The organism is uncultured Arthrobacter sp. (assembly GCF_902805515.1).
GTDB lineage: Bacteria > Actinomycetota > Actinomycetes > Actinomycetales > Micrococcaceae > Arthrobacter_D.
Window position 1 is genome coordinate 1 of record NZ_CADCTE010000027.1, and the last position, 17,423, is coordinate 17,423.

16 protein-coding genes are annotated in these 17,423 nt (G+C 67.6%); 8 read left to right on the forward strand and 8 right to left on the reverse strand.

Features of this window, described 5'->3' with window-relative positions:
- The first annotated feature begins 127 nt into the window (after positions 1 to 127).
- On the forward strand, positions 128 to 1,000 hold the full coding sequence (locus QZX79_RS02365; protein ID WP_294564112.1) for a LysR family transcriptional regulator ArgP: 873 nt from the start codon (positions 128 to 130) through the stop codon (positions 998 to 1,000).
- A gap of 29 nt (positions 1,001 to 1,029) precedes the next feature.
- Here the strand turns inward: QZX79_RS02365 and QZX79_RS02370 are convergent, their stop codons facing one another.
- The gene (locus QZX79_RS02370; protein WP_294564114.1) at positions 1,030 to 1,332 is read right to left on the reverse strand and encodes an ANTAR domain-containing protein; all 303 of its coding nucleotides are present in this window, start codon (positions 1,330 to 1,332) and stop codon (positions 1,030 to 1,032) included.
- A gap of 171 nt (positions 1,333 to 1,503) precedes the next feature.
- On the opposite strand from QZX79_RS02370, the gene QZX79_RS02375 reads away from it, so the two are divergent.
- On the forward strand, positions 1,504 to 2,949 hold the full coding sequence (locus QZX79_RS02375; RefSeq protein ID WP_294564116.1) for a sugar porter family MFS transporter: 1,446 nt from the start codon (positions 1,504 to 1,506) through the stop codon (positions 2,947 to 2,949).
- 9 nt (positions 2,950 to 2,958) lie between these two features.
- Here the strand turns inward: QZX79_RS02375 and QZX79_RS02380 are convergent, their stop codons facing one another.
- Both QZX79_RS02380 and QZX79_RS02385 read right to left on the reverse strand, forming a co-directional pair.
- Positions 2,959 to 3,618 (reverse strand): DNA-3-methyladenine glycosylase, encoded by a 660-nt coding sequence (locus tag QZX79_RS02380; RefSeq protein ID WP_294564118.1) that lies wholly within the window; start codon positions 3,616 to 3,618, stop codon positions 2,959 to 2,961.
- 160 nt (positions 3,619 to 3,778) lie between these two features.
- Positions 3,779 to 4,402 carry a CGNR zinc finger domain-containing protein gene (locus tag QZX79_RS02385; protein ID WP_294564149.1) on the reverse strand — a complete coding sequence of 208 codons (624 nt, stop codon included), beginning with the start codon at positions 4,400 to 4,402 and terminating at the stop codon, positions 3,779 to 3,781.
- A gap of 173 nt (positions 4,403 to 4,575) precedes the next feature.
- Here QZX79_RS02385 and QZX79_RS02390 point away from each other — a divergent pair, with 173 nt between their 5' ends.
- From QZX79_RS02390 to QZX79_RS02415, 6 genes are all read left to right on the forward strand, one after another.
- A complete protein-coding gene (locus QZX79_RS02390; protein ID WP_294564122.1) occupies positions 4,576 to 5,562 on the forward strand; it encodes a pyridoxamine 5'-phosphate oxidase family protein in 987 nt (328 codons plus the stop codon).
- Between the two features lie 253 nt (positions 5,563 to 5,815).
- Complete coding sequence (locus QZX79_RS02395) at positions 5,816 to 6,130, forward strand: hypothetical protein (RefSeq protein ID WP_294564125.1); 315 nt, start codon at positions 5,816 to 5,818, stop codon at positions 6,128 to 6,130.
- A 274-nt stretch (positions 6,131 to 6,404) separates the two neighbouring features.
- Complete coding sequence (locus tag QZX79_RS02400; protein ID WP_294564153.1) at positions 6,405 to 7,364, forward strand: NADPH:quinone oxidoreductase family protein; 960 nt, start codon at positions 6,405 to 6,407, stop codon at positions 7,362 to 7,364.
- A 277-nt stretch (positions 7,365 to 7,641) separates the two neighbouring features.
- Complete coding sequence (locus tag QZX79_RS02405) at positions 7,642 to 8,475, forward strand: mycofactocin-coupled SDR family oxidoreductase (RefSeq protein ID WP_294564128.1); 834 nt, start codon at positions 7,642 to 7,644, stop codon at positions 8,473 to 8,475.
- Between the two features lie 363 nt (positions 8,476 to 8,838).
- Complete coding sequence (locus QZX79_RS02410) at positions 8,839 to 10,002, forward strand: epoxide hydrolase family protein (protein WP_294564131.1); 1,164 nt, start codon at positions 8,839 to 8,841, stop codon at positions 10,000 to 10,002.
- A gap of 500 nt (positions 10,003 to 10,502) precedes the next feature.
- Positions 10,503 to 11,327 (forward strand): NADP-dependent oxidoreductase, encoded by an 825-nt coding sequence (locus tag QZX79_RS02415; RefSeq protein WP_294564134.1) that lies wholly within the window; start codon positions 10,503 to 10,505, stop codon positions 11,325 to 11,327.
- Between the two features lie 261 nt (positions 11,328 to 11,588).
- Here the strand turns inward: QZX79_RS02415 and QZX79_RS02420 are convergent, their stop codons facing one another.
- The 5 genes from QZX79_RS02420 to QZX79_RS02440 form a co-directional block, all read right to left on the reverse strand.
- Positions 11,589 to 12,416 carry a mycofactocin-coupled SDR family oxidoreductase gene (locus QZX79_RS02420; protein WP_294564136.1) on the reverse strand — a complete coding sequence of 276 codons (828 nt, stop codon included), beginning with the start codon at positions 12,414 to 12,416 and terminating at the stop codon, positions 11,589 to 11,591.
- A gap of 94 nt (positions 12,417 to 12,510) precedes the next feature.
- Positions 12,511 to 14,085, reverse strand: a complete 1,575-nt coding sequence (locus QZX79_RS02425; RefSeq protein WP_294564138.1) for an AMP-binding protein — start codon at positions 14,083 to 14,085, stop codon at positions 12,511 to 12,513.
- Between the two features lie 75 nt (positions 14,086 to 14,160).
- Positions 14,161 to 15,201 (reverse strand): phosphotransferase family protein, encoded by a 1,041-nt coding sequence (locus QZX79_RS02430; protein ID WP_294564142.1) that lies wholly within the window; start codon positions 15,199 to 15,201, stop codon positions 14,161 to 14,163.
- A gap of 28 nt (positions 15,202 to 15,229) precedes the next feature.
- Positions 15,230 to 16,465 carry an acyl-CoA dehydrogenase family protein gene (locus QZX79_RS02435; protein WP_294564144.1) on the reverse strand — a complete coding sequence of 412 codons (1,236 nt, stop codon included), beginning with the start codon at positions 16,463 to 16,465 and terminating at the stop codon, positions 15,230 to 15,232.
- 170 nt (positions 16,466 to 16,635) lie between these two features.
- Positions 16,636 to 17,322 (reverse strand): TetR/AcrR family transcriptional regulator, encoded by a 687-nt coding sequence (locus tag QZX79_RS02440; RefSeq protein ID WP_294564146.1) that lies wholly within the window; start codon positions 17,320 to 17,322, stop codon positions 16,636 to 16,638.
- Between the last annotated feature and the right edge of the window lie 101 nt (positions 17,323 to 17,423).

The window sequence follows — 17,423 nt, forward strand, 5'->3', positions numbered from 1 at the left end:
GAGCGAGAGCCCCATCCCGAGTCCGGCCACAGCTGCCAGCAGTCCCGTCGTCACGGCTGCCGACGCTAGAAAGACATCGATCGACAGTCCAGCTCATGTTTCTCATGCACCATTAGCATCTCTGTCCATGGACGTGGACCTGGCTCAGCTGCGGACGCTGGTCGCGGTGATCGACGAGGGCACGCTGGAGGCGGCCGCGCGGCTCCTGCGCGTCACACCGTCCGCCGTCTCCCAGCGGCTGCGCGCGCTCGAGGTGGCGACCGGGCGCGTCCTGGTGCAGCGAGGAAGGCCGGCGACGGTCACGGCCGCGGGCGAGCCGGTGCTGCGGCTCGCCCGTCAGGTGGGGCTGCTCGTCGCCGACACCGACCGGCAACTGGACCGGGCCCGGCCCGGTGACGTCCCAGTGGTGCCCATCGCGGTCAATGCCGACTCGATGGCCACCTGGGCCCTGCCGGCACTCGCGCCGCTGACCGGGACGGTCGCCCTGGACCTGCACAGCTCCGACCAGTCGCACACCAGTGCGCTGCTCCGCGCAGGGACCGTGATGGGGGCGGTGACCTCCGACGCCGAGCCCGTGGCCGGTTGCCGGGTCACCTCGCTGGGAGGCATGCGCTACCTGCCCTGCGCCGCTCCGGGGTTCCTCGCACGCTGGCTCCCGGACGGTCCCGACGCCGCCGCCCTGGCGCGGGCACCGGTGGTCGTCTTCGACCGCCGGGACGAGCTCCAGCACACCTACCTGCGGCGGCACCTGCCGGCGACGGCGACCCCGCCGATCCACTACGTCCCGTCCTCGGCGGACTTCCTCACCGCCGTCGAGCTCGGCTTCGGCTGGGGGATGCTGCCGGAGGTGCAGCTCGCCGGCCGCCGCACGGTCACCCCCTTCGACCCGGCCGGCAGTGTCGAGATCCGGCTGCACTGGCAGCAGTGGCGGCTGCGGTCGGATCCGCTGGACCGGGTCGCCGACGCACTCATCCGGGCCGCACACCACCAGCTCCGGTGAGTGCTGCTCCGGTGAGTGCCAGCGGCCGGTCAGACCGACGAGGCGGGGCCCGGCTCCACGATCGCGTCGGCGACCTCGCGCACCGTGACGTTGCGCCGCTGGCTCATCTGCCGGAGCACCTGGAACGCCCGGTGCGGCGCGAGGCGGTGCCGTTCCATCAGGATGCCCATGGCCATGCCGATCTGCCGGCTGGCCTGGAGCGCCGTGCCCAGCTCGTCGGCCTGCGCACGCGCGGCGGCCAGGTCGAGTGCGGCCTGCGCGAGCCGGTCCTCCACTGTCGTCTCGTCGTCGGTCACGACGACGGGAGCCTCGGCACGGGAGCAGTCTGCCACGGACGGATACAACGTAAACGCACGCACCGCGGGCGGCGGCGCGGCGGCGCTGTCACCGGCACTGGCCCCCCACCTGCGTGCGCGCCTGCGAACGCTTCACCGAGCGGCCTGCTGACACCGGCCTTAACGTGGCGGCGCACCACACCGCCGCGCTGACGGAACGAGGACCTCTTGGCCGCACCGGAAGACCAGGCCGTCACCGCACATGGCCAGGGGAAGGGTGGCGCGGGGCCCGCAGACGAAGGTGGGCTGACCGGTGCCGTCGTGATCGTGGCACTGGTGTCGGCGATCTCGGGTCTGCTCTACGGCTACGACACCGGGATCATCTCGGGCGCACTGCTGCAGATCAGCGACGACTTCGGCATCGGCAACGGCTGGGAGCAGGTGATCGCCGCTTCGATCCTCGCCGGAGCGGTGATCGGGGCGCTGGTGTGCAGCCGGCTCAGCGAGCGGCGCGGCCGGCGACAGACGCTGCTGATCGTGGCCACGGTGTTCGTCCTCGGCTCCCTCGGGGCCGCGCTGGCACCGGACCCCCTGACGCTGTCGCTGGCCCGTGTCGTCCTCGGCTTCGCCGTCGGCGGCGCCACGCAGACCGCCCCGGTCTACGTCGCCGAGCTTGCGCCGACCAAGTACCGCGGCCGGCTGGTGCTGTTCTTCCAGATCGCCATCGGCGTCGGCATCGTCATCGCCACCCTCGTCGGTGCGTCCGAGAGCGTCGACTGGCGGGTCGCCATCGGCGCGGCCGTGGTGCCCAGCGCGCTGATGTTCCTGCTGATGCTGCGCCTGCCCGACAGCCCGCGCTGGCTGATCAAGGACGGTCAGGACGAGCGCGCGCGAGAGGCGCTGGAGCGCGTGCGCCCCCAGGGGACCGACGTCTCCCCCGAGCTGCACGACATCGACGAACTGGTCGAGGCCGAACGCGCCGCCTCCACCAGCGGCTGGCGGGGCCTGCGGGAGGCCTGGGTGCGGCCGGCGCTGATCGTCGGGTGCGGCCTGGCGATCTTCACCCAGCTGTCCGGGATCGAGATGATCGTCTACTACTCGCCGACGATCCTGACCGACAACGGCTTCTCCGACACCGCGGCGCTCCGGGTGTCGGTCGCGCTCGGCCTCACGTACCTGATCACCCAGCTGATCGGGCTGGCGATCATCGACCGCGTCGGCCGGCGGCGGCTCACCCTGATCACGCTGCCCGGCGCCGCGCTGGCCCTCATCGTGCTCGGGACCTTCTTCGTCACCGGCAACGACGGCGACGCGCAGGTTCCCTACATCATCGCCACGCTCATCGTGTTCATGGCCTTCACCGCCGGTGGCATCCAGCTCATGGGCTGGCTCACCGGCTCCGAGATCTACCCGCTGGCCACCCGCGAGGCCGGCGCTGCCGCGCAGTCGGCGTCCCTGTGGGGCACGAACCTGCTCATCACCCTGACCTTGCTGAGCATCATCGACACGATCGGCACCGGTCAGACCTTCTGGCTGTACGCCGCCTTCAACATCGCCGGATTCATCTTCCTGTACCGGCGCATGCCCGAACTCACCGGCCGCAGCCTGGAGCAGATCGAGAACCGGCTGTCCGCGGGGCACTTCCGGCCGGCCGACTTCGCCGACGGCCGGTAGCGCCAGCGTTCAGATCGACGTCGGTGCCGGCTGGAGCGACGCCCAGAGCAATGCCGTCGCGCACGTGCGCTGAGGCGACCACCGCTCGCCGAACTCGCGGACCTCGTCGATGGTCGGCACCTCCGGCAAATCCCACGACTGCTTGACGGCATGCCGGACCCCGATGTCTCCGGCCGGCAGGACGTCAGGTCGTCGCAGCTGGTGGATGAGGAACATCTGCGCCGTCCACGGTCCGATGCCCCGCGCGGCGGTCAGGGCGGTCATCACCTGGTCGTCGGGGAGGTCGTCGAGCTGGTCGGTGTCCAGGACGCCGGTCAGGTGCAGCTGCGCCAGCCCCGCGACGGCGGTCGCCTTCGCCTGCGACAGGCCCAGCGCACGGATGCCCACGGCGCCGAGCCGGGCGACGCCGACCGGCTGGACCCGACCACCGACGGCCTCCTCGAGGCGGGCGAACAGGACCAGGGCGACGCGGACGGAGATCTGCTGGCCGACGACGTGCATGACCAGTGCCGCGAAGTTGCTGCTCGCGGTCGCGCCCTGACCCGGCCAGGCGAACGGGTCCGGGCGGCCATGGACGTCGGCGATCGCGGAGAGGACCGGGTCGCGGTCCAGGAGCAGGTCGTACATCGCATCGACGTCGATGGACGTCGTCCGCCGTGTGGTCGTCACCAGGATCGTCTCCGTCGGTCGGTGTGCTGCGGAGCCCGGCCGGCGGCCGACCCGGCGGACGAGTCAGGTGTCCCGCGAACCGGCGTATGACAGCGGCGGCGGTCCTCGGCGTCGGTGCGGGCCCGACTGTACGGCCGACACCGACGCCCGCGGTCCTGCGTCACTCCGCCGGCGACGACGCGGGTGGCTGCGGAGCGACGTCGGAGGGGCGGTGGCGGCGGTAGTGGCGGGCGGCTCGGGCCCGGTTGCCGCACGCCGTCGAGCACCACTCCCTCCGCGGGTGGTGCTTCACGAAGTACAGGACGCAGCCCGGGGCCGTGCAGGCGCCGAGCGCCGGGGCGCCCGGTGTGGTGAGCAGGTCGATCGCGTCTGCGCTGACGACGGCGAGGGCGGCCATCACCGGCGAGGCCGCCGTTCCGCGTTCGCGGCGGAACGCGGAGGAGTGGACGGCCAACCGCTCGGCCGGCAGGTCAGCTCGCCGCTCGTTGATGACCTCGACCGCCTCGGCGATGTCGAGCACGGGCGAGGCGGCGGCAGGGCGGGTGTCGTGCGTGGCATGGCCGGCCGCGCGGCGCAGGGCATCACGCAGCCGGCGGGCCGCTCGCCACTCGTCCCTGGTCACCCGCGTACCCGGATGGAGTTCCACTGCAGCCAGCCAGTCGGCCACCTGCGATGGTTCGGCGAGGTCGTCGTGCAACCCGCCGCGGTCGGCCCCGATGGTGTTCATCAGCCGGACCGACATCGGCTCGTCCGGCAGAGGCCGGCTCCGCTCATCGGTGGTCACGAGTGCCAAGTTATCACGGGTAGTCCTCTTGCACACGTTAGAAGGATCGGGTACACACTAATGGAGCAGGGCATGCGACCCCGTTAGAGCGAACCGGACCAACGATCCCTCCCCTGCCCCGTCCGGCGCAGCCGGCTCCCCGCCGGGAACCAGACCCTGAGAGGGACTCCACCATGTCGACCGACACCGCACGGACCGCTCCGGCCGCCGGGCCGACCAGCCCGGCATCGGTCGCCGAGCGCCCACGTCCCGCCGAGGGCTTCCACGACGGGGAACTGGCGGTCCAGCGGCGGGCGGGTGTCACGGCAGAGGCGGCACGCCTGTCCGGCATGCTGGCCCCCGGCGAGCTGCGGGGTGGCATCAGCCGCTTCCTCGCCGACCGGACCTTCGCCGTCCTCACCGGCCGGGATCAGCACGGTCGGCTGTGGACCTCGCCGGTGACCGGCCGGCCCGGCTTCCTCGACCCGACCGCGGTCACGACGCTGACGGTGCACACCACCCCCGTCGCCGGTGACCCGCTGCACGGCCTTCCCGTGGGACAGCCGGTCGGACTCGTGGTCGTGGAGTTCGCCACCCGGCGGCGCGTGCGCATCAACGGCACGCTCGCCGCCGCGGGCGAGGGCACGCTGCAGATCGCGGTGGAGCAGGCCTACGGCAACTGCCCGCAGTACATCCAGCAGCGCACCCTCCAGCTGGAGGCGACCCCCGCCCACGATCCGGTCGCCCCGGAGCGCAGGAGCAGTCTCACCGCCGAGGACGACGAGATCATCCGCGCCGCCGACACGTTCTTCGTCGGCACGCACCACCCCACCCGCGGCACCGACGCCTCGCACCGCGGAGGGCCCCCGGGTTTCGTCCGGATCGACTCCGGCCGGTTGTGGTGGCCGGACTATTCGGGCAACAACATGTTCAACACCCTGGGCAACCTCGCCGTCGACTCCAGCGCCGCCCTCCTGTTCGCCGACTTCACCACCGGTCGCACCCTCCAGCTGTCGGGCACGGCCGCGGTCGACTGGACCCCGCACGACGTCCCCGGCGACGACGACGGCACCGGACGCCGGGTCCACTTCACCCCCGAGTCGGTCGTCGCCGGCCGGCTGCTCCCGCTGCACGCCGCCGCTACCGCCGCCTATCCGTACAACCCACAGCTCACCGACTGAACCGTCCGCGCCCGGCGACTGGCTCGTCGCGTCGCAGCGCTCTTCGAGAGCTGGCCGCCGGACATCGACCTGCGGACCACCCCCGGTTCCGCAGACTCCGCGGACCAGTCGGGACCAGGGTTCTCCCTGGCCCGAACGGGGATCGGGTGCGCCAGGGTCATCGCACCGGAGTGTTCGGCAATCGGGGCGCCATCCGGATGGTGAGAGCTACCAGTCACACGCGGTCTTCAGCGACCCGGACGGCAACGGCTGGGTGCTGGCGGACGGCGCCCCCGGTGTGGCGACCGCCGGGGGCGTAGGCACGGAGAGCGGCGCCGAACCGGAGGAGCGGTTCGAGCACGCGCAGCCGCTCCGGGCCCGCGAGGCGGACGGGCTCGTGACCCTGGAGGTCGACGACACCTACGTGCTGGCCGTCGTCTCGACCAACGGCGACCGCGCCGGTTGGTACGCACGCCTCTACGACGCCCTCTCCCCCACCATCGCGGAGCAGGCCGGTCATCAGGACCGATTTCGTCGGCTGCTGCCCAGCGAGATCGCGGCCACGGTGAAGCTAGCGGTACCAGGCTGACCGCCGTCTCCAACCCGCCAGGTGCGCCGGCGCCGGCCGGGCCGGACGACGTCCTCGACCGCTTCGCGGCCCTCCAGAGGACGCCGACGACCCGGTCGAGGTGGATCTCGTCCTCGCCCGGCTCGCCGCGTCCGAAGACCCCGAGGTGCTTCGCCCGCTGCCCAGTGAACGGTTCCGCGACCGCACCCTGGCATGTATAGTAGATGAGTATGAACTCATGTTCAATGTGCCCTTACCAGAGCAGCGTCGTTGCAGCGTCGTCGGGAGCGGGAGCATGAGGGCCGTGCAGATCGTGACCCTCGACGGGCCCTCAGCCGTCGAGGTTCGCGACGTAGCGAGCCCCCCTCCCGGACCGGACCAGGTGCTCATCCGGGTGAGGGCGGCGGGTGTCGCCTTCCCTGAGGTCCTCCAGAGTCGCGGTCTCTACCAGCTGAAGCCAGATCTGCCGTTCACTCCGGGAGCCGAGATCGCGGGCGAGGTCATAGCCGCAGCAGAGGGATCCGGTTTCGCTGTCGGCGACCGAGTCGCCGCACTGTGCGAACTGGGCGGATTCGCGGAGGAGGCCGTTGCCTCGGTCGACATGACCTTCGTCCTGCCTGACGCGGTTTCGTTCGAGCAGGGAGCGTCGGTCCTGTTCAACTACTGCACCGCTTACTTCGCACTGGTCGAGCGCGGTCAGTTGCGACCGGAGGAGTCGGTGCTCGTCCAAGGGGCGGCAGGTGGCGTGGGCACCGCAGCGATCCAGGTTGCCAAGGCATTCGGCGCGGGCCGGGTGGTCGCCGTCGTATCGACCGACGAGAAGGGCGCGGTCGCTCTGGCTGCTGGCGCCGACGAGTTCGTGCTCGCAGACGGTTTCAAGGACGCGGTGCTCGCCGGCGGCAAGGTCGACATCGTCGTCGACCCTGTGGGTGGCGACCGCTTCACCGACTCGTTGCGGTGCCTGGCCGACGACGGCCGAATCCTGGTGATCGGGTTCACTGCTGGAGATATTCCGACCGTCAAGGTCAACCGGCTGCTGCTCAACAACGTCGCGGCGGTAGGGGTCGGTTGGGGAGCGTATGTCTCCAAGCGACCTGGCCACATCGCCAGTCAGTGGGCCGCGCTCGCACCTCACCTCGAGAGTGGCGTTCTGCAGCCGGTCGTCGGACAGACGTTCCCGCTCGAAGAAGCGGCCAAGGCTCTGCTGACGTTGGACGAGCGCCGGGCGACCGGAAAGGTCCTACTCATCCCCTGACCCCAGGGTGGACGCACGAAGTCCGGATTCCGAGTACGTAGCCCCAACGTCCTACTGATCCCGTGGGTCGAGTCCATAAACATCGGTGAAGCCGTGCTGTTCCAGCCACGGACGCCTCCGGCTACATCACCGAGGTGGCTCTACCGACTGACGCGGGCTACCGGATCAAGAAAGCGACTCTAGCGGCTCGCGATCACGTGGATCCGACCTCGATGAGGATTCTCAGGAAATGAACGAAAGCTGGCCAACTGAGAGATAAGCGGAACGGAGAAACCACATGGGACGTGTCGAGGGCAAGGTCGCCTTCATCACCGGCGCAGCGCGGGGGCAGGGTCGCGCGCACGCGATCCGGCTCGCCGAGGAGGGCGCCGACATCATCGCGATCGATGTCTGCGAGGACCAGCCAGACATGCCGTACTCCGGCGCGACTGAGCGAGATCTGCAGCAGACAGTCAAGGAAGTGGAGGCGCTCGGCCGTCGGATCGTGGCGATGAAGGCCGACGTGCGTGACTTCGACAGTCTCAAGTTCGCCGTCGACACGGGCGTCGCTCAGTTGGGTCGGCTCGACATCGTCGCCGCCAATGCGGGGCTGGGGACGACCCCACGGCTCGCCGAGGAGTTCTCCGACTTCGTCTGGCAGGACATGCTCGACGTCAACCTGTCGGGTGTGTGGCGCACGTGCAAGGCCGCGATTCCGCATATCAAGGCCGGCGGTCGGGGCGGCTCGATCATCTGCACCAGCTCAGCCGCGGGGCTGCGGGCTTACGCGAACGCCGCCCACTATGTGTCGGCGAAGCACGGGGTGGTCGGACTGATGCGCACCCTGGCGCTCGAGCTCGGGCCGGAGAGGATCCGGGTCAACAGCGTCCATCCGACCCAGGTGGATACCGACATGATCATGAACGAGCGGCTGTTCAAGTTGTTTCGCCCGGATCTTGAGCAGCCCACGCGGGAGGACCTCGGGGAGGCGTCGCAGAACATGCACGCGCTCCCGGTCCCATGGGTGGAGCCGGTCGACGTCTCCAACGCCGTGCTGTGGCTGGCTTCCGACGAGGCGCGATACGTCACGGGGGTCGCGCTGCCGGTGGACGCGGGCAACGCCATCAAGTAGGCAGCCCACGCGTGACGCATCGACTGACCGGGCAACGAATTCGGGTCATAGGTCCCTACGAGAGCCGACCAATACTCGATTTCTGGGCCCGGATGCACGGCTGTGGAGAACCGAGTCCGCGCGCACGGTCAGCGGCCGGCCATAGGCGTTCTCGATCGACGTCGCTGCTTGACAGAAGTAAGCGCTCATTCGTAGAGTGAGCCTTGTCACTCCGTCAGCCCGTCCGCACCTTGTTCGGGTTCGTCTGCTTGATGGGACGCGCTGGCTCGGCATCCTCGCTGCAGACATTTCGGTGCGAGATTCATGCTCACCGCCAGTCCTGTCTTCTGGCCGGGGAGATCAAAATCCCAAAGAGGAGTAACGATGCAGCCGGAGCCGTTCAAGATCGATATTCCTCAGCAGTCGCTCGACGACTTGGCGACGCGCCTACGAGGCACGAGGTGGGCCCCGGAAGCCAATAACGCCGATTGGAGCTTCGGCACCAACGGTGCGTACTTGCGCGAGTTGGTGCAGTACTGGCTGGACGAGTACGACTGGCGTGCGTCCGAGACGGCAATGAATGAGCTGGACCATTACCGGGTCACGATCGACGACATCCCGATCCACTTCGTGAAGGTCTCCAGCCCGTCACCGCACGCCAAGCCACTCCTGCTCACGCACGGATGGCCATGGACGTTCTGGGACTTCCGTAAGATCATTGGCCCTTTGTCGGACCCGGAGTCGTACGGTGGCGATGCGCGTGACGCGTTCGAGATCATCATCCCCAGCCTGCCTGGCTTCGCGTTCAGTACCCCCTTGGCGCAGTCGGGTCTGAACTGGGTGTCGACTGCCGATCTCTGGGCGAAACTCATGACCGACGTGCTGGGGTATGACCGTTTCGCTGCTGCAGGAGGCGACTTCGGCGGCTTCGTCGCCCTGCAGATGGGGCACAAGTACCCTCAGTTCGTCACCGGCGTCCACACCACGCTCGCCTTGCCTTTTCCTATCTTCCGCACGGACCGCCCGTGGAGCTTGGGCAGCCTCGCCGAGGATGAATCGTCACCACAGGTTGACCCCTGGGAGCGAAAGTTCGCCTCCCACATGGCAGTGCAGATGCTCGAACCGCAGACTCTCGCGTGGTCGATGCACGACTCGCCCGTCGGGATGGCGGCGTGGCTCATCCAGCGGAAGCGGACCTGGTCGGACTGCGGAGGCGATCTCGAATCCCGCTTCACCAAGGACGAGTTGCTGGACTTGGTGAACCTCTACTGGTTCACGGACAGCTTCGGCAGCTCGATCCGCTTCTACTCCGACACCATGAACGCAACCTGGGCGCCGAGTCGTACCGAGATGCCCATGGTGACCGTGCCAACGGGGTTCAGTCTCTTCCCGAAGGACGTACCTCCGCCTACGGACCGCGAATGGCTTGAGGAGTACTTCAACCTCAGATTGGCCCGGTATCACGAGAATGGGGGGCACTTCTCCCATGCCGAAGAGCCCGAGATCCTCGCTACCGACATTCGCGACACGTTCCGCGGTCTCAGTTGATCACCGCCCACAGCAGACCGTGCGAAGCCGCCTCACCACAGCGCAGCTGACCGCCCCGCCTGTCGCCGCGACCCGTGTCCTGGAAGCCCTGGACCCGAGCTACCGCGATGGCCGGAGCGCGAATGTTCGAGGACGCCTGGAGACAGAACGCCTGGTTCGAGTCCGTCGATGTCGCCCAGGTACGCGCCCGCAGACGACTCCCCCAGCCCATCTACGCGCGGCCACGTGCTTGGCATCTTGCGTGGTGGCATCGACTTGACCTTGCTGGGGACGGGTCACTCCTCGATCCACGACGTGACCGCCGAGGGCCTCATCGCCTCGGACTCATTGCATCGCAAGTTCGGCATCTGACCATTTGCCTTCCTGACTGAAGGCACGTGGACGGGTCTGCCGGAGCGGAGGTAGAAGTGAAAGCTGTACGCGTAGCACAATTCGGTGGTCCAGAGGTCTTGGAGTTGCAAGACGTCCCAGACCCGCACCCGGGAGCGAACGGGGTGCGAGTGAAGGTATCGGCTGTCGCCCTCAATCCAATGGATTGGAAACTGTCCTCGCTTCCGGACATCGCGCAGATGTTCGGTCTCGTGCTGCCATCGGGCTTCGGCCACGATTTCGCCGGCACGGTCGATGAAGTCGGCGAAGCAGTCAGTCAGTTCTCGGTCGGAGATCGCGTCTTCGGTGGGGCGGTCGGCAGGGCCTCCGCGGAGTACGTGGTGGTCGATCCGGCGGAGGGAACTCTGTTGCACACCCCTGACGGGCTCGAGGATCACATCGCGAGCACGTTGTTCGTACCGGCTGGAGCCGCCGACGCCGCGCTCCGCGTGATCGACCTGGCCGACGGCGAAACGGTTCTCATCGGTGGAGCTGCGGGCGGGGTCGGAGTACTGGCGGTGCAGCTGGCGCGGCTCATCGGCGCGAACGTCATCGGCACCGCTTCGCCGACCACCTTCGACTTCTTGCGAGAGCTGGGCGTCGAGCCAGTTGCCTACGGGCCCGGCCTTGCAGATCGCGTTCGGTCGCTCGCGCCGCGCGGAGTGGACGCGGCCGTGTCGCTCGTCGGCACGGAGACCATCGACGCAGCGCTTGCGCTCGGCGTCACCCCCGAGAGGATTTCGTCCATCGACGCGGGTCCACACCCTCCCGGTGGAGCGAGGGCCACCGTGGGCACCGAGGCCGCCCCGGGTGCGATCGAGCGAATCGCGCAGGCCGTCGCTTCGGGAACGATCACGATTCCGATAGCGGCAACATTCACCCTGGAACACATCAGGGACGCAGTGACCGTGCAGCGCGAGGGGCACGTGCACGGGAAGGTCGTCGTCAAGCTCTAGGAGCGGCCCGGGTCCTGCCGAGGCATGTCGGGGGCGGGATCAGCGTCTCCGGACGGAACCTGTCGAAGTCGGCGCAGGCTGCGGTGGCGGATGTGGTCGGCGTCTCCGCCGCCGGCCGCGCGCACACCTCCACCGCGATGCGCCTCCATGTGGCCGGCGTCGGTGAGGTCGCGGTCGACGACCGCGCGGGCAACCCCGCACTCCCGTCGCCCAGGCGGCCCCTCTTCTTCGGTGGGCAGTTCGCACGCGACTACAAGTCCGCTACGCCAGGCTCCCGGCGTCGATCTGGAGAGCTGTCCCGGTGACGTACCGTGCGTCGGAGGAGGCGAGGTAGAGCACGGCATTGCTCACGTCACTCGACTCGACCCATGGGACAGGAAGCTGATGCATCTCCTGGGACGCTGATGCGAAGTCCTCAACCTTTGGGTCGTCCAGATCCGGACGGAAGACGCGGAATATCTCCTCCCGCATGATCATGGGAGTATTCACCTGGGTCGGGTGGACGGTGTTGACGCGGATCGAGTGGGGCGCGAGCTCGATGGCAAGTCCGCGGGAGAGCCCGAGGACACCATGCTTGGCGGCCACGTAGTGGCTCACGTTGGCGAAGCCCTTCAACCCCGCAACCGAGCTCACCAGGATCATCGAGCCGCCTCGGCCACCGGCGATCAAGTGAGGTGTAGCGACCTTGCAGGTGTTCCACACCCCCGTCAGGTTGATGTCGATCATTTCCTGCCAGTGCTTGGGAGTCATGTCGACGATGCCGAAGTTCGAGACGATGCCCGCGTTGGCGACCACGATGTCGAGCCGCCCCAGTTCGGATACTCCTTGCTGAAGGGCGCTCTCCAGAGCATCGAGGTCACGGACGTCGAGTTTTGTGGTGACAACCCGACGACCCAGGGCAGCCACCGCGCGTGCGGTGTCGGCCAGGTCCTCCTCAGTGCCCATCGCGTACGACGCGGTATCAACCGGCCCGCAGATGTCGACGGCGATGATGTCAGCGCCTTCCTCTGCGAGCCTGACGGCATGGCTGCGTCCCATACCTCGGGCCGCGCCCGTGATGAAGGCGACGTTTCCCTCTAGGCGCCCCATAAGATCTGATCCGTTCCCGCCGGCTGACCTGCCAGCGCTGTAGTGGCGCGTGCTCGGACTTCGAGTGTTTCGCCGCAGGTGGTTCCGAGTGGGCTCATCGGAGCTCAGCTGCTTGCTCGGGGCGCCGATTGACTCGGACGCCGAGCGCCACCACCGCTTCGCGGTCGATCGCCAACTTGTGAATCTTGCCGGTCGCGCCCTTGGGAAGGGCGTCGACGACCTGAATGAGCCGAGGCACCTTGTAGGCGGCGATGCGCTCGTCCAGCCAGGCGCGCAAGTCAGCGGGTGAGGCCGACATCGTCGGTCGGAAGGCGACCACCGCCGCGACCTCCTCGCCCAGTCGATGGTCCGCAACTCCGACTACGGCCACCTCCAGGACGGCCGGGTGCTCGTAGAGCGCCTCCTCGATCTCTCGCGGATAGACGTTGTAGCCCCCCCGGATGATCATTTCCTTCTTGCGCCCGACGACCCACAGATACCCATCCTCGTCGAGTCGACCGAGATCGCCGGTCATCAGGCGCCCGTTGACGATCGCCTCCGCGGTGGCTTCGGGGCGTCCCCAGTAGCCAGCGGTGACGCTCGGACCGGCAATGGTGATCTCGCCGATGGCGCCGGTCGGCACGGTGTCGCCGCGCTCGTCGACGATGACGATTTCCACCCCCTGTACCGCTTGTCCCACGCTGCCTTCCCGCAGCTGACGCCCCGGATGTTCGCAAGCCCCGATCGCCGTTGTCTCGCTCAACGCATACCCGCTCAGCACTGTGGCCCCGAATTCAGCGGCGAAGGCGCGGTTGACCTCCATCGGCAGGGTCGCTCCTCCTGACGAGGCGACGCGCAACGACGTGATGTTGGGGGCTGGAACGAGGTTCCGCGCGGCTTCGAGCATCGCGATCCACATGCTCGGGACGCCGCTGCCCATCGTGAGGGCGTCTTTTTCCACCATGCGCAGGAGACCGTCTCCGGAGAACTTCGGCAGCAAAGAGACGCTCGCACCGACGTCGAGCGCGACGCCGAGCACCGCGACCTGTCCGTAGACGTGGAACAGTGGCAGTGCCGTCCCCAACCGATCTTTCTCCGAGAGGCCGAAAAGGCGACGAATGGCCGTCGTGGATACGAAGATGTTCCCGAAGGTGATGAGCGCACCCTTCGGCCGGCCGGTGGTTCCTGATGTGTACAGCAGGACCGCAGGATCATCCGGTGACCGGACCACCGGGGCGAAGGTCTCATCGTCCAGCCCTGGAGCGATGTCACGCAGTTCCACGAACGGGAGGCCGAGCCCTCGCGCGACCTGTCCCACCACCGGTGCGTTCTCGTGCCATCCGATGACCAGGCGACACTCAGAATCCCGAGCGAAGTGCTCGAGTTCCCGAGCTGTGCACAGAGGGTTGATCGGGACCACGACCGCACCGGCGGCCAGTGCCCCGAGATAGATCTGGACGAACGCTACGCCGGTAGGCGCCACCAGCATGACGCGGTCGCCCGCCACCAAGCCGTGCGCGACGAGGTCGCGGGCGTGACGAGCAGCGGCACGCACTAGATCCCGGTAAGTCCACAGCTCTTCCGCCTGGCGGACAGCGGGTGCGTCGGGCCGGCTTGCCGCGTGGTCCCACGTGCGGAGCACGAGGTCCCGGTACTCCCCCTCGCGGTGATCTCGCTCGTCTGCGTCCACGAGTCGCCTCCTCGATCCATCATCGCCTCATTGACGCGCAGCCTCGCGACGCGCCGGTGTCCATAACGTGCGGCCTCACTTGAGGCCCGCAGTTCGCGCAACCTTCGCGGCGACGTCGACCAGCCGATCAACCTCTTCGACAGTTGGCACGCTCATGGCCCCGACATTCGCAGGCTCATCGATCGCACGCCGCAAGACCCCTTCGGTGATGATGGCGAGCTTCCACAGTCCCAGCGCATGCCAGTAGGCGACGAACGTTTCCTCGCTCCCCGACTCCGTCAGGTAGTCGCGCACGAAACCGGCGCGCTCCTCCGCGACGAGCTTTGGGTCCTCAGCGCCACGGGTGCCACCCTCGGACAAGTCGGCATGAGTCCAGTAAGCCAGCGCGGTCCCCACGTCGGCTGTCGGATCACCCAGGGTGGAGAGCTCCCAGTCCAGCACTGCGCGAATCGCTCCGGTCCCGGGATCGATCACCACGTTGCGGGGAGAGAAGTCCCCGTGTATCAGACCGAACCTGTCGGGAGGCGGGGCATTCCTACGCAGAAGATCTGTCAGAGCGGCGAGTGGGGGCAGATCACGTGTTCGGCTCCTGTCCCACTGCGAGGTCCACCGCTTCAGCTGTCGCGGAACATATGCTCCATGGCTCGCCAGCCCGTCGAGACCAACGCTGTCGATCTTGACCGCGTGGACCGCAGCCAGGACTCGCGCCAATTGCTTCACGAGCCGGGCCCGGACATCACCGCGGAGACCATCCAGAGACTCGAAGCCGTCCACTACCTGACCGTCGACGAACTCCATGACGATGACCGGGACGTCCGCCAACGTGCCGCGGTCCGCGGAGAGGTGCATGACCGGTACCGGCACGTCCGTGCCTGCCAGCGCCGTCAGGATTCGATATTCGCGCTCGACGTCGTGAGCTGATGCAAGCAATTCGCCGTGCGGCGGCCGCCGCACGATCCAGCGGTGGTCGTCCTCATCCGTTGCTATGTACGTGAGGTTGGAGTGACCGAACCCCACTCGCGCCAGACGGAGGTCGCCAGCCACCTCCAGGCCGTGGTCTCGCATCAAGCCACCGAGCCTTGGCACGTCTAGGGCGATCGATGCGGTTGCGGTCATGCCGTCCCGCACACCCCTCGGGAAGGTGTCACTTCTTCTTGTTCCAGTCCGGCGAGATGCGGCGGAGCTCGGTCTGGGCGATCGTCCGCTTGTGCACCTCGTCGGGCCCGTCGGCCAGTCGGAGAGTCCGGGCGAAGGCGTAGAACTGAGCCAGCGGGAAATCCTCGGTCAGGCCTGCCGCACCGTGGACCTGCATCGCCCGGTCGATGACCTTCAGCGCCACCTTCGGAGCCGCCACCTTGATCGCGGCAATCTCCACGCGGGCCTTCTGGTTGCCTACGGTGTCCATGAGCCAAGCGGTTTTCAGCGTCAGCAGCCGGATCATCTCGATCTCGATCCGCGATTCGGCGATCCAGTCCTGGATGTTCGCCCGGTTGGCAACGGGCTCTCCGAATGTCACCCGGCTCTGAGCACGCGCGATCATGAGATCCAGTGCACGCTCGGCCATGCCGATCAGACGCATGCAGTGATGCACCCGGCCCGGCCCGAGGCGGGCCTGACTGATCATGAAGCCGTCGCCCTCACCGGCCAGAAGCGCCGTCTTCGGCACCCGAGCGTCCTGGAATTGGATCTCGGCGTGCCCCGCCCGGTCCATGTACCCGAACACGGGAAGGCCTCGCACTATCGTGACCCCCGGGGTGGTCAACGGAACAACCATCATCGACTGCTGACGGTGCTTCGCGGCCGACGGATCGGTCTTGCCCATGACGATGAGCACCTTGCAGTTGGCGTGCAGGGCATTTGACGCGAACCACTTGCGCCCATTGAGCACGTAGTCGTCGCCGTCGGATTCCATCCTGAGTTGGACGTTGGTGGCGTCGGAGCTCGCGACGGCCGGCTCCGTCATCGCGAACGCCGAGTTGATCTCGCCAGCGAGCAGCGGCTTGAGCCATTGCTCCTTGTGCTCATCGGTCCCGAAGAGCTGCAACACCTCCATGTTGCCCGTGTCAGGCGCGTTGCAGTTCAGCGCCTCTGGAGCGAGGTCCGGGCTGCGACCAGTGATCTCGGCCAACGGCGCGTAGTCGAGGTTGCTGAGTCCAGGCGAGCCCCATCGCTCATCCGCATGCGGGTGGAAGAGGTTCCACAGACCACGCTTGCGGGCCTCGACCTTCAATTCCTCGAGGATCGGCGGGTGGAAGTTGGCGGTGCCGGCATCGGTCATCTGCGCGGCGTAGACGTGCTCGGCCGGGTAGACGTGCTCGTCCATGAACGTCAGGAGCTCGGTCTGATACGCCTTGGCACGATCGGAATAGTCGAACTGCATCGAAATCTCCTACAGCGGCCTTCGCCAACATGGCAGGGAAGATGGACTTGAAGCTGAGTTCATCTTCGTCCCTGGGAAGGGTCGTGTCAAGAGATCGGCGGGCTCCCCCGCCGCAAGTTCCGGCCTGGCGGGGCAGTCCCCACAAGGCGCCGAAGGGAGCGGACCTGGCCCTACTTCAGCCGTAGGGCGTTGACCCAAAGGCGAGTCAGGGTCTCGACGAGCCGCTCCTCGGAGATGTCTTCCCCGAGGCAGAAGACGATGTATGCCATGCGGCCCACCATGGCAGAGAGTGCGAACGCGGCAACGTACGGATCGAGCGTCGGGTCTGCAAGACCGCGGTCCTGCAGATCCTTGATCGCGCGCGTATTCCGGTTCGCGAAAGCTTGTGACCGGCGCGCTCGGAGTTGGCGGAACTTGGGGTCACTGGCCGCGAGCTGCTCAAGAATCACCATGAGCTTGGCATTCTTCTTGTAGGCCGCGACGTAGGCCGCGTTGCTGGCAGCAATGACGGCCTCGGGGGACTGATCCTCCGGTTCGAGCCTAGGCATACCAGGGTGCAGCATCTCGCTCTCGGCACCCTGGATGACGGCCTGGAGGATCTCCTCCTTGTTGGCGAAGTAGGTGTAGAAGCTGCCCGTCGCGCAGTGCGCCTCGGCCGTGATGTCGGTAAGCCGGGAAGCCAAGAACCCGTCGCGCTCGAAGACGACTCGGGCCGCGGCCACGAGGGAGTCGCGAGTACGCGCACCCCGTACCGTCAGTGGCCGCTTGTGACCGCTGGTGTCCGAGAGAAGCGGAACGTGGTCCGTGCCGTCAAGTTCCTCGTTACCGACCGACAACTGCGCCTCACTTACTCTCACCCGGGAACTGCTCTCAATTCCGGCGTCAGCCTACAGGTACCAGTCTGCAAACGTGGAGAACGAGCCGCCAGCACACCTTCATCGCCTCAAGAGGAGTCCGC

What these genes read in the sequence shown, in the direction of transcription:
- QZX79_RS02390 (WP_294564122.1), top strand. Translation starts at nt 4,576, where the DNA reads ATGTCGACCGACACCGCACGGACCGCTCCGGCCGCCGGGCCGACCAGC.
- QZX79_RS02365 (WP_294564112.1), top strand. Translation starts at nt 128, where the DNA reads ATGGACGTGGACCTGGCTCAGCTGCGGACGCTGGTCGCGGTGATCGAC.
- QZX79_RS02400 (WP_294564153.1), top strand. Translation starts at nt 6,405, where the DNA reads ATGAGGGCCGTGCAGATCGTGACCCTCGACGGGCCCTCAGCCGTCGAG.
- QZX79_RS02410 (WP_294564131.1), top strand. Translation starts at nt 8,839, where the DNA reads ATGCAGCCGGAGCCGTTCAAGATCGATATTCCTCAGCAGTCGCTCGAC.
- QZX79_RS02430 (WP_294564142.1), bottom strand. Translation starts at nt 15,201, where the DNA reads ATGACCGCAACCGCATCGATCGCCCTAGACGTGCCAAGGCTCGGTGGC.
- QZX79_RS02435 (WP_294564144.1), bottom strand. Translation starts at nt 16,465, where the DNA reads ATGCAGTTCGACTATTCCGATCGTGCCAAGGCGTATCAGACCGAGCTC.
- QZX79_RS02420 (WP_294564136.1), bottom strand. Translation starts at nt 12,416, where the DNA reads ATGGGGCGCCTAGAGGGAAACGTCGCCTTCATCACGGGCGCGGCCCGA.
- QZX79_RS02405 (WP_294564128.1), top strand. Translation starts at nt 7,642, where the DNA reads ATGGGACGTGTCGAGGGCAAGGTCGCCTTCATCACCGGCGCAGCGCGG.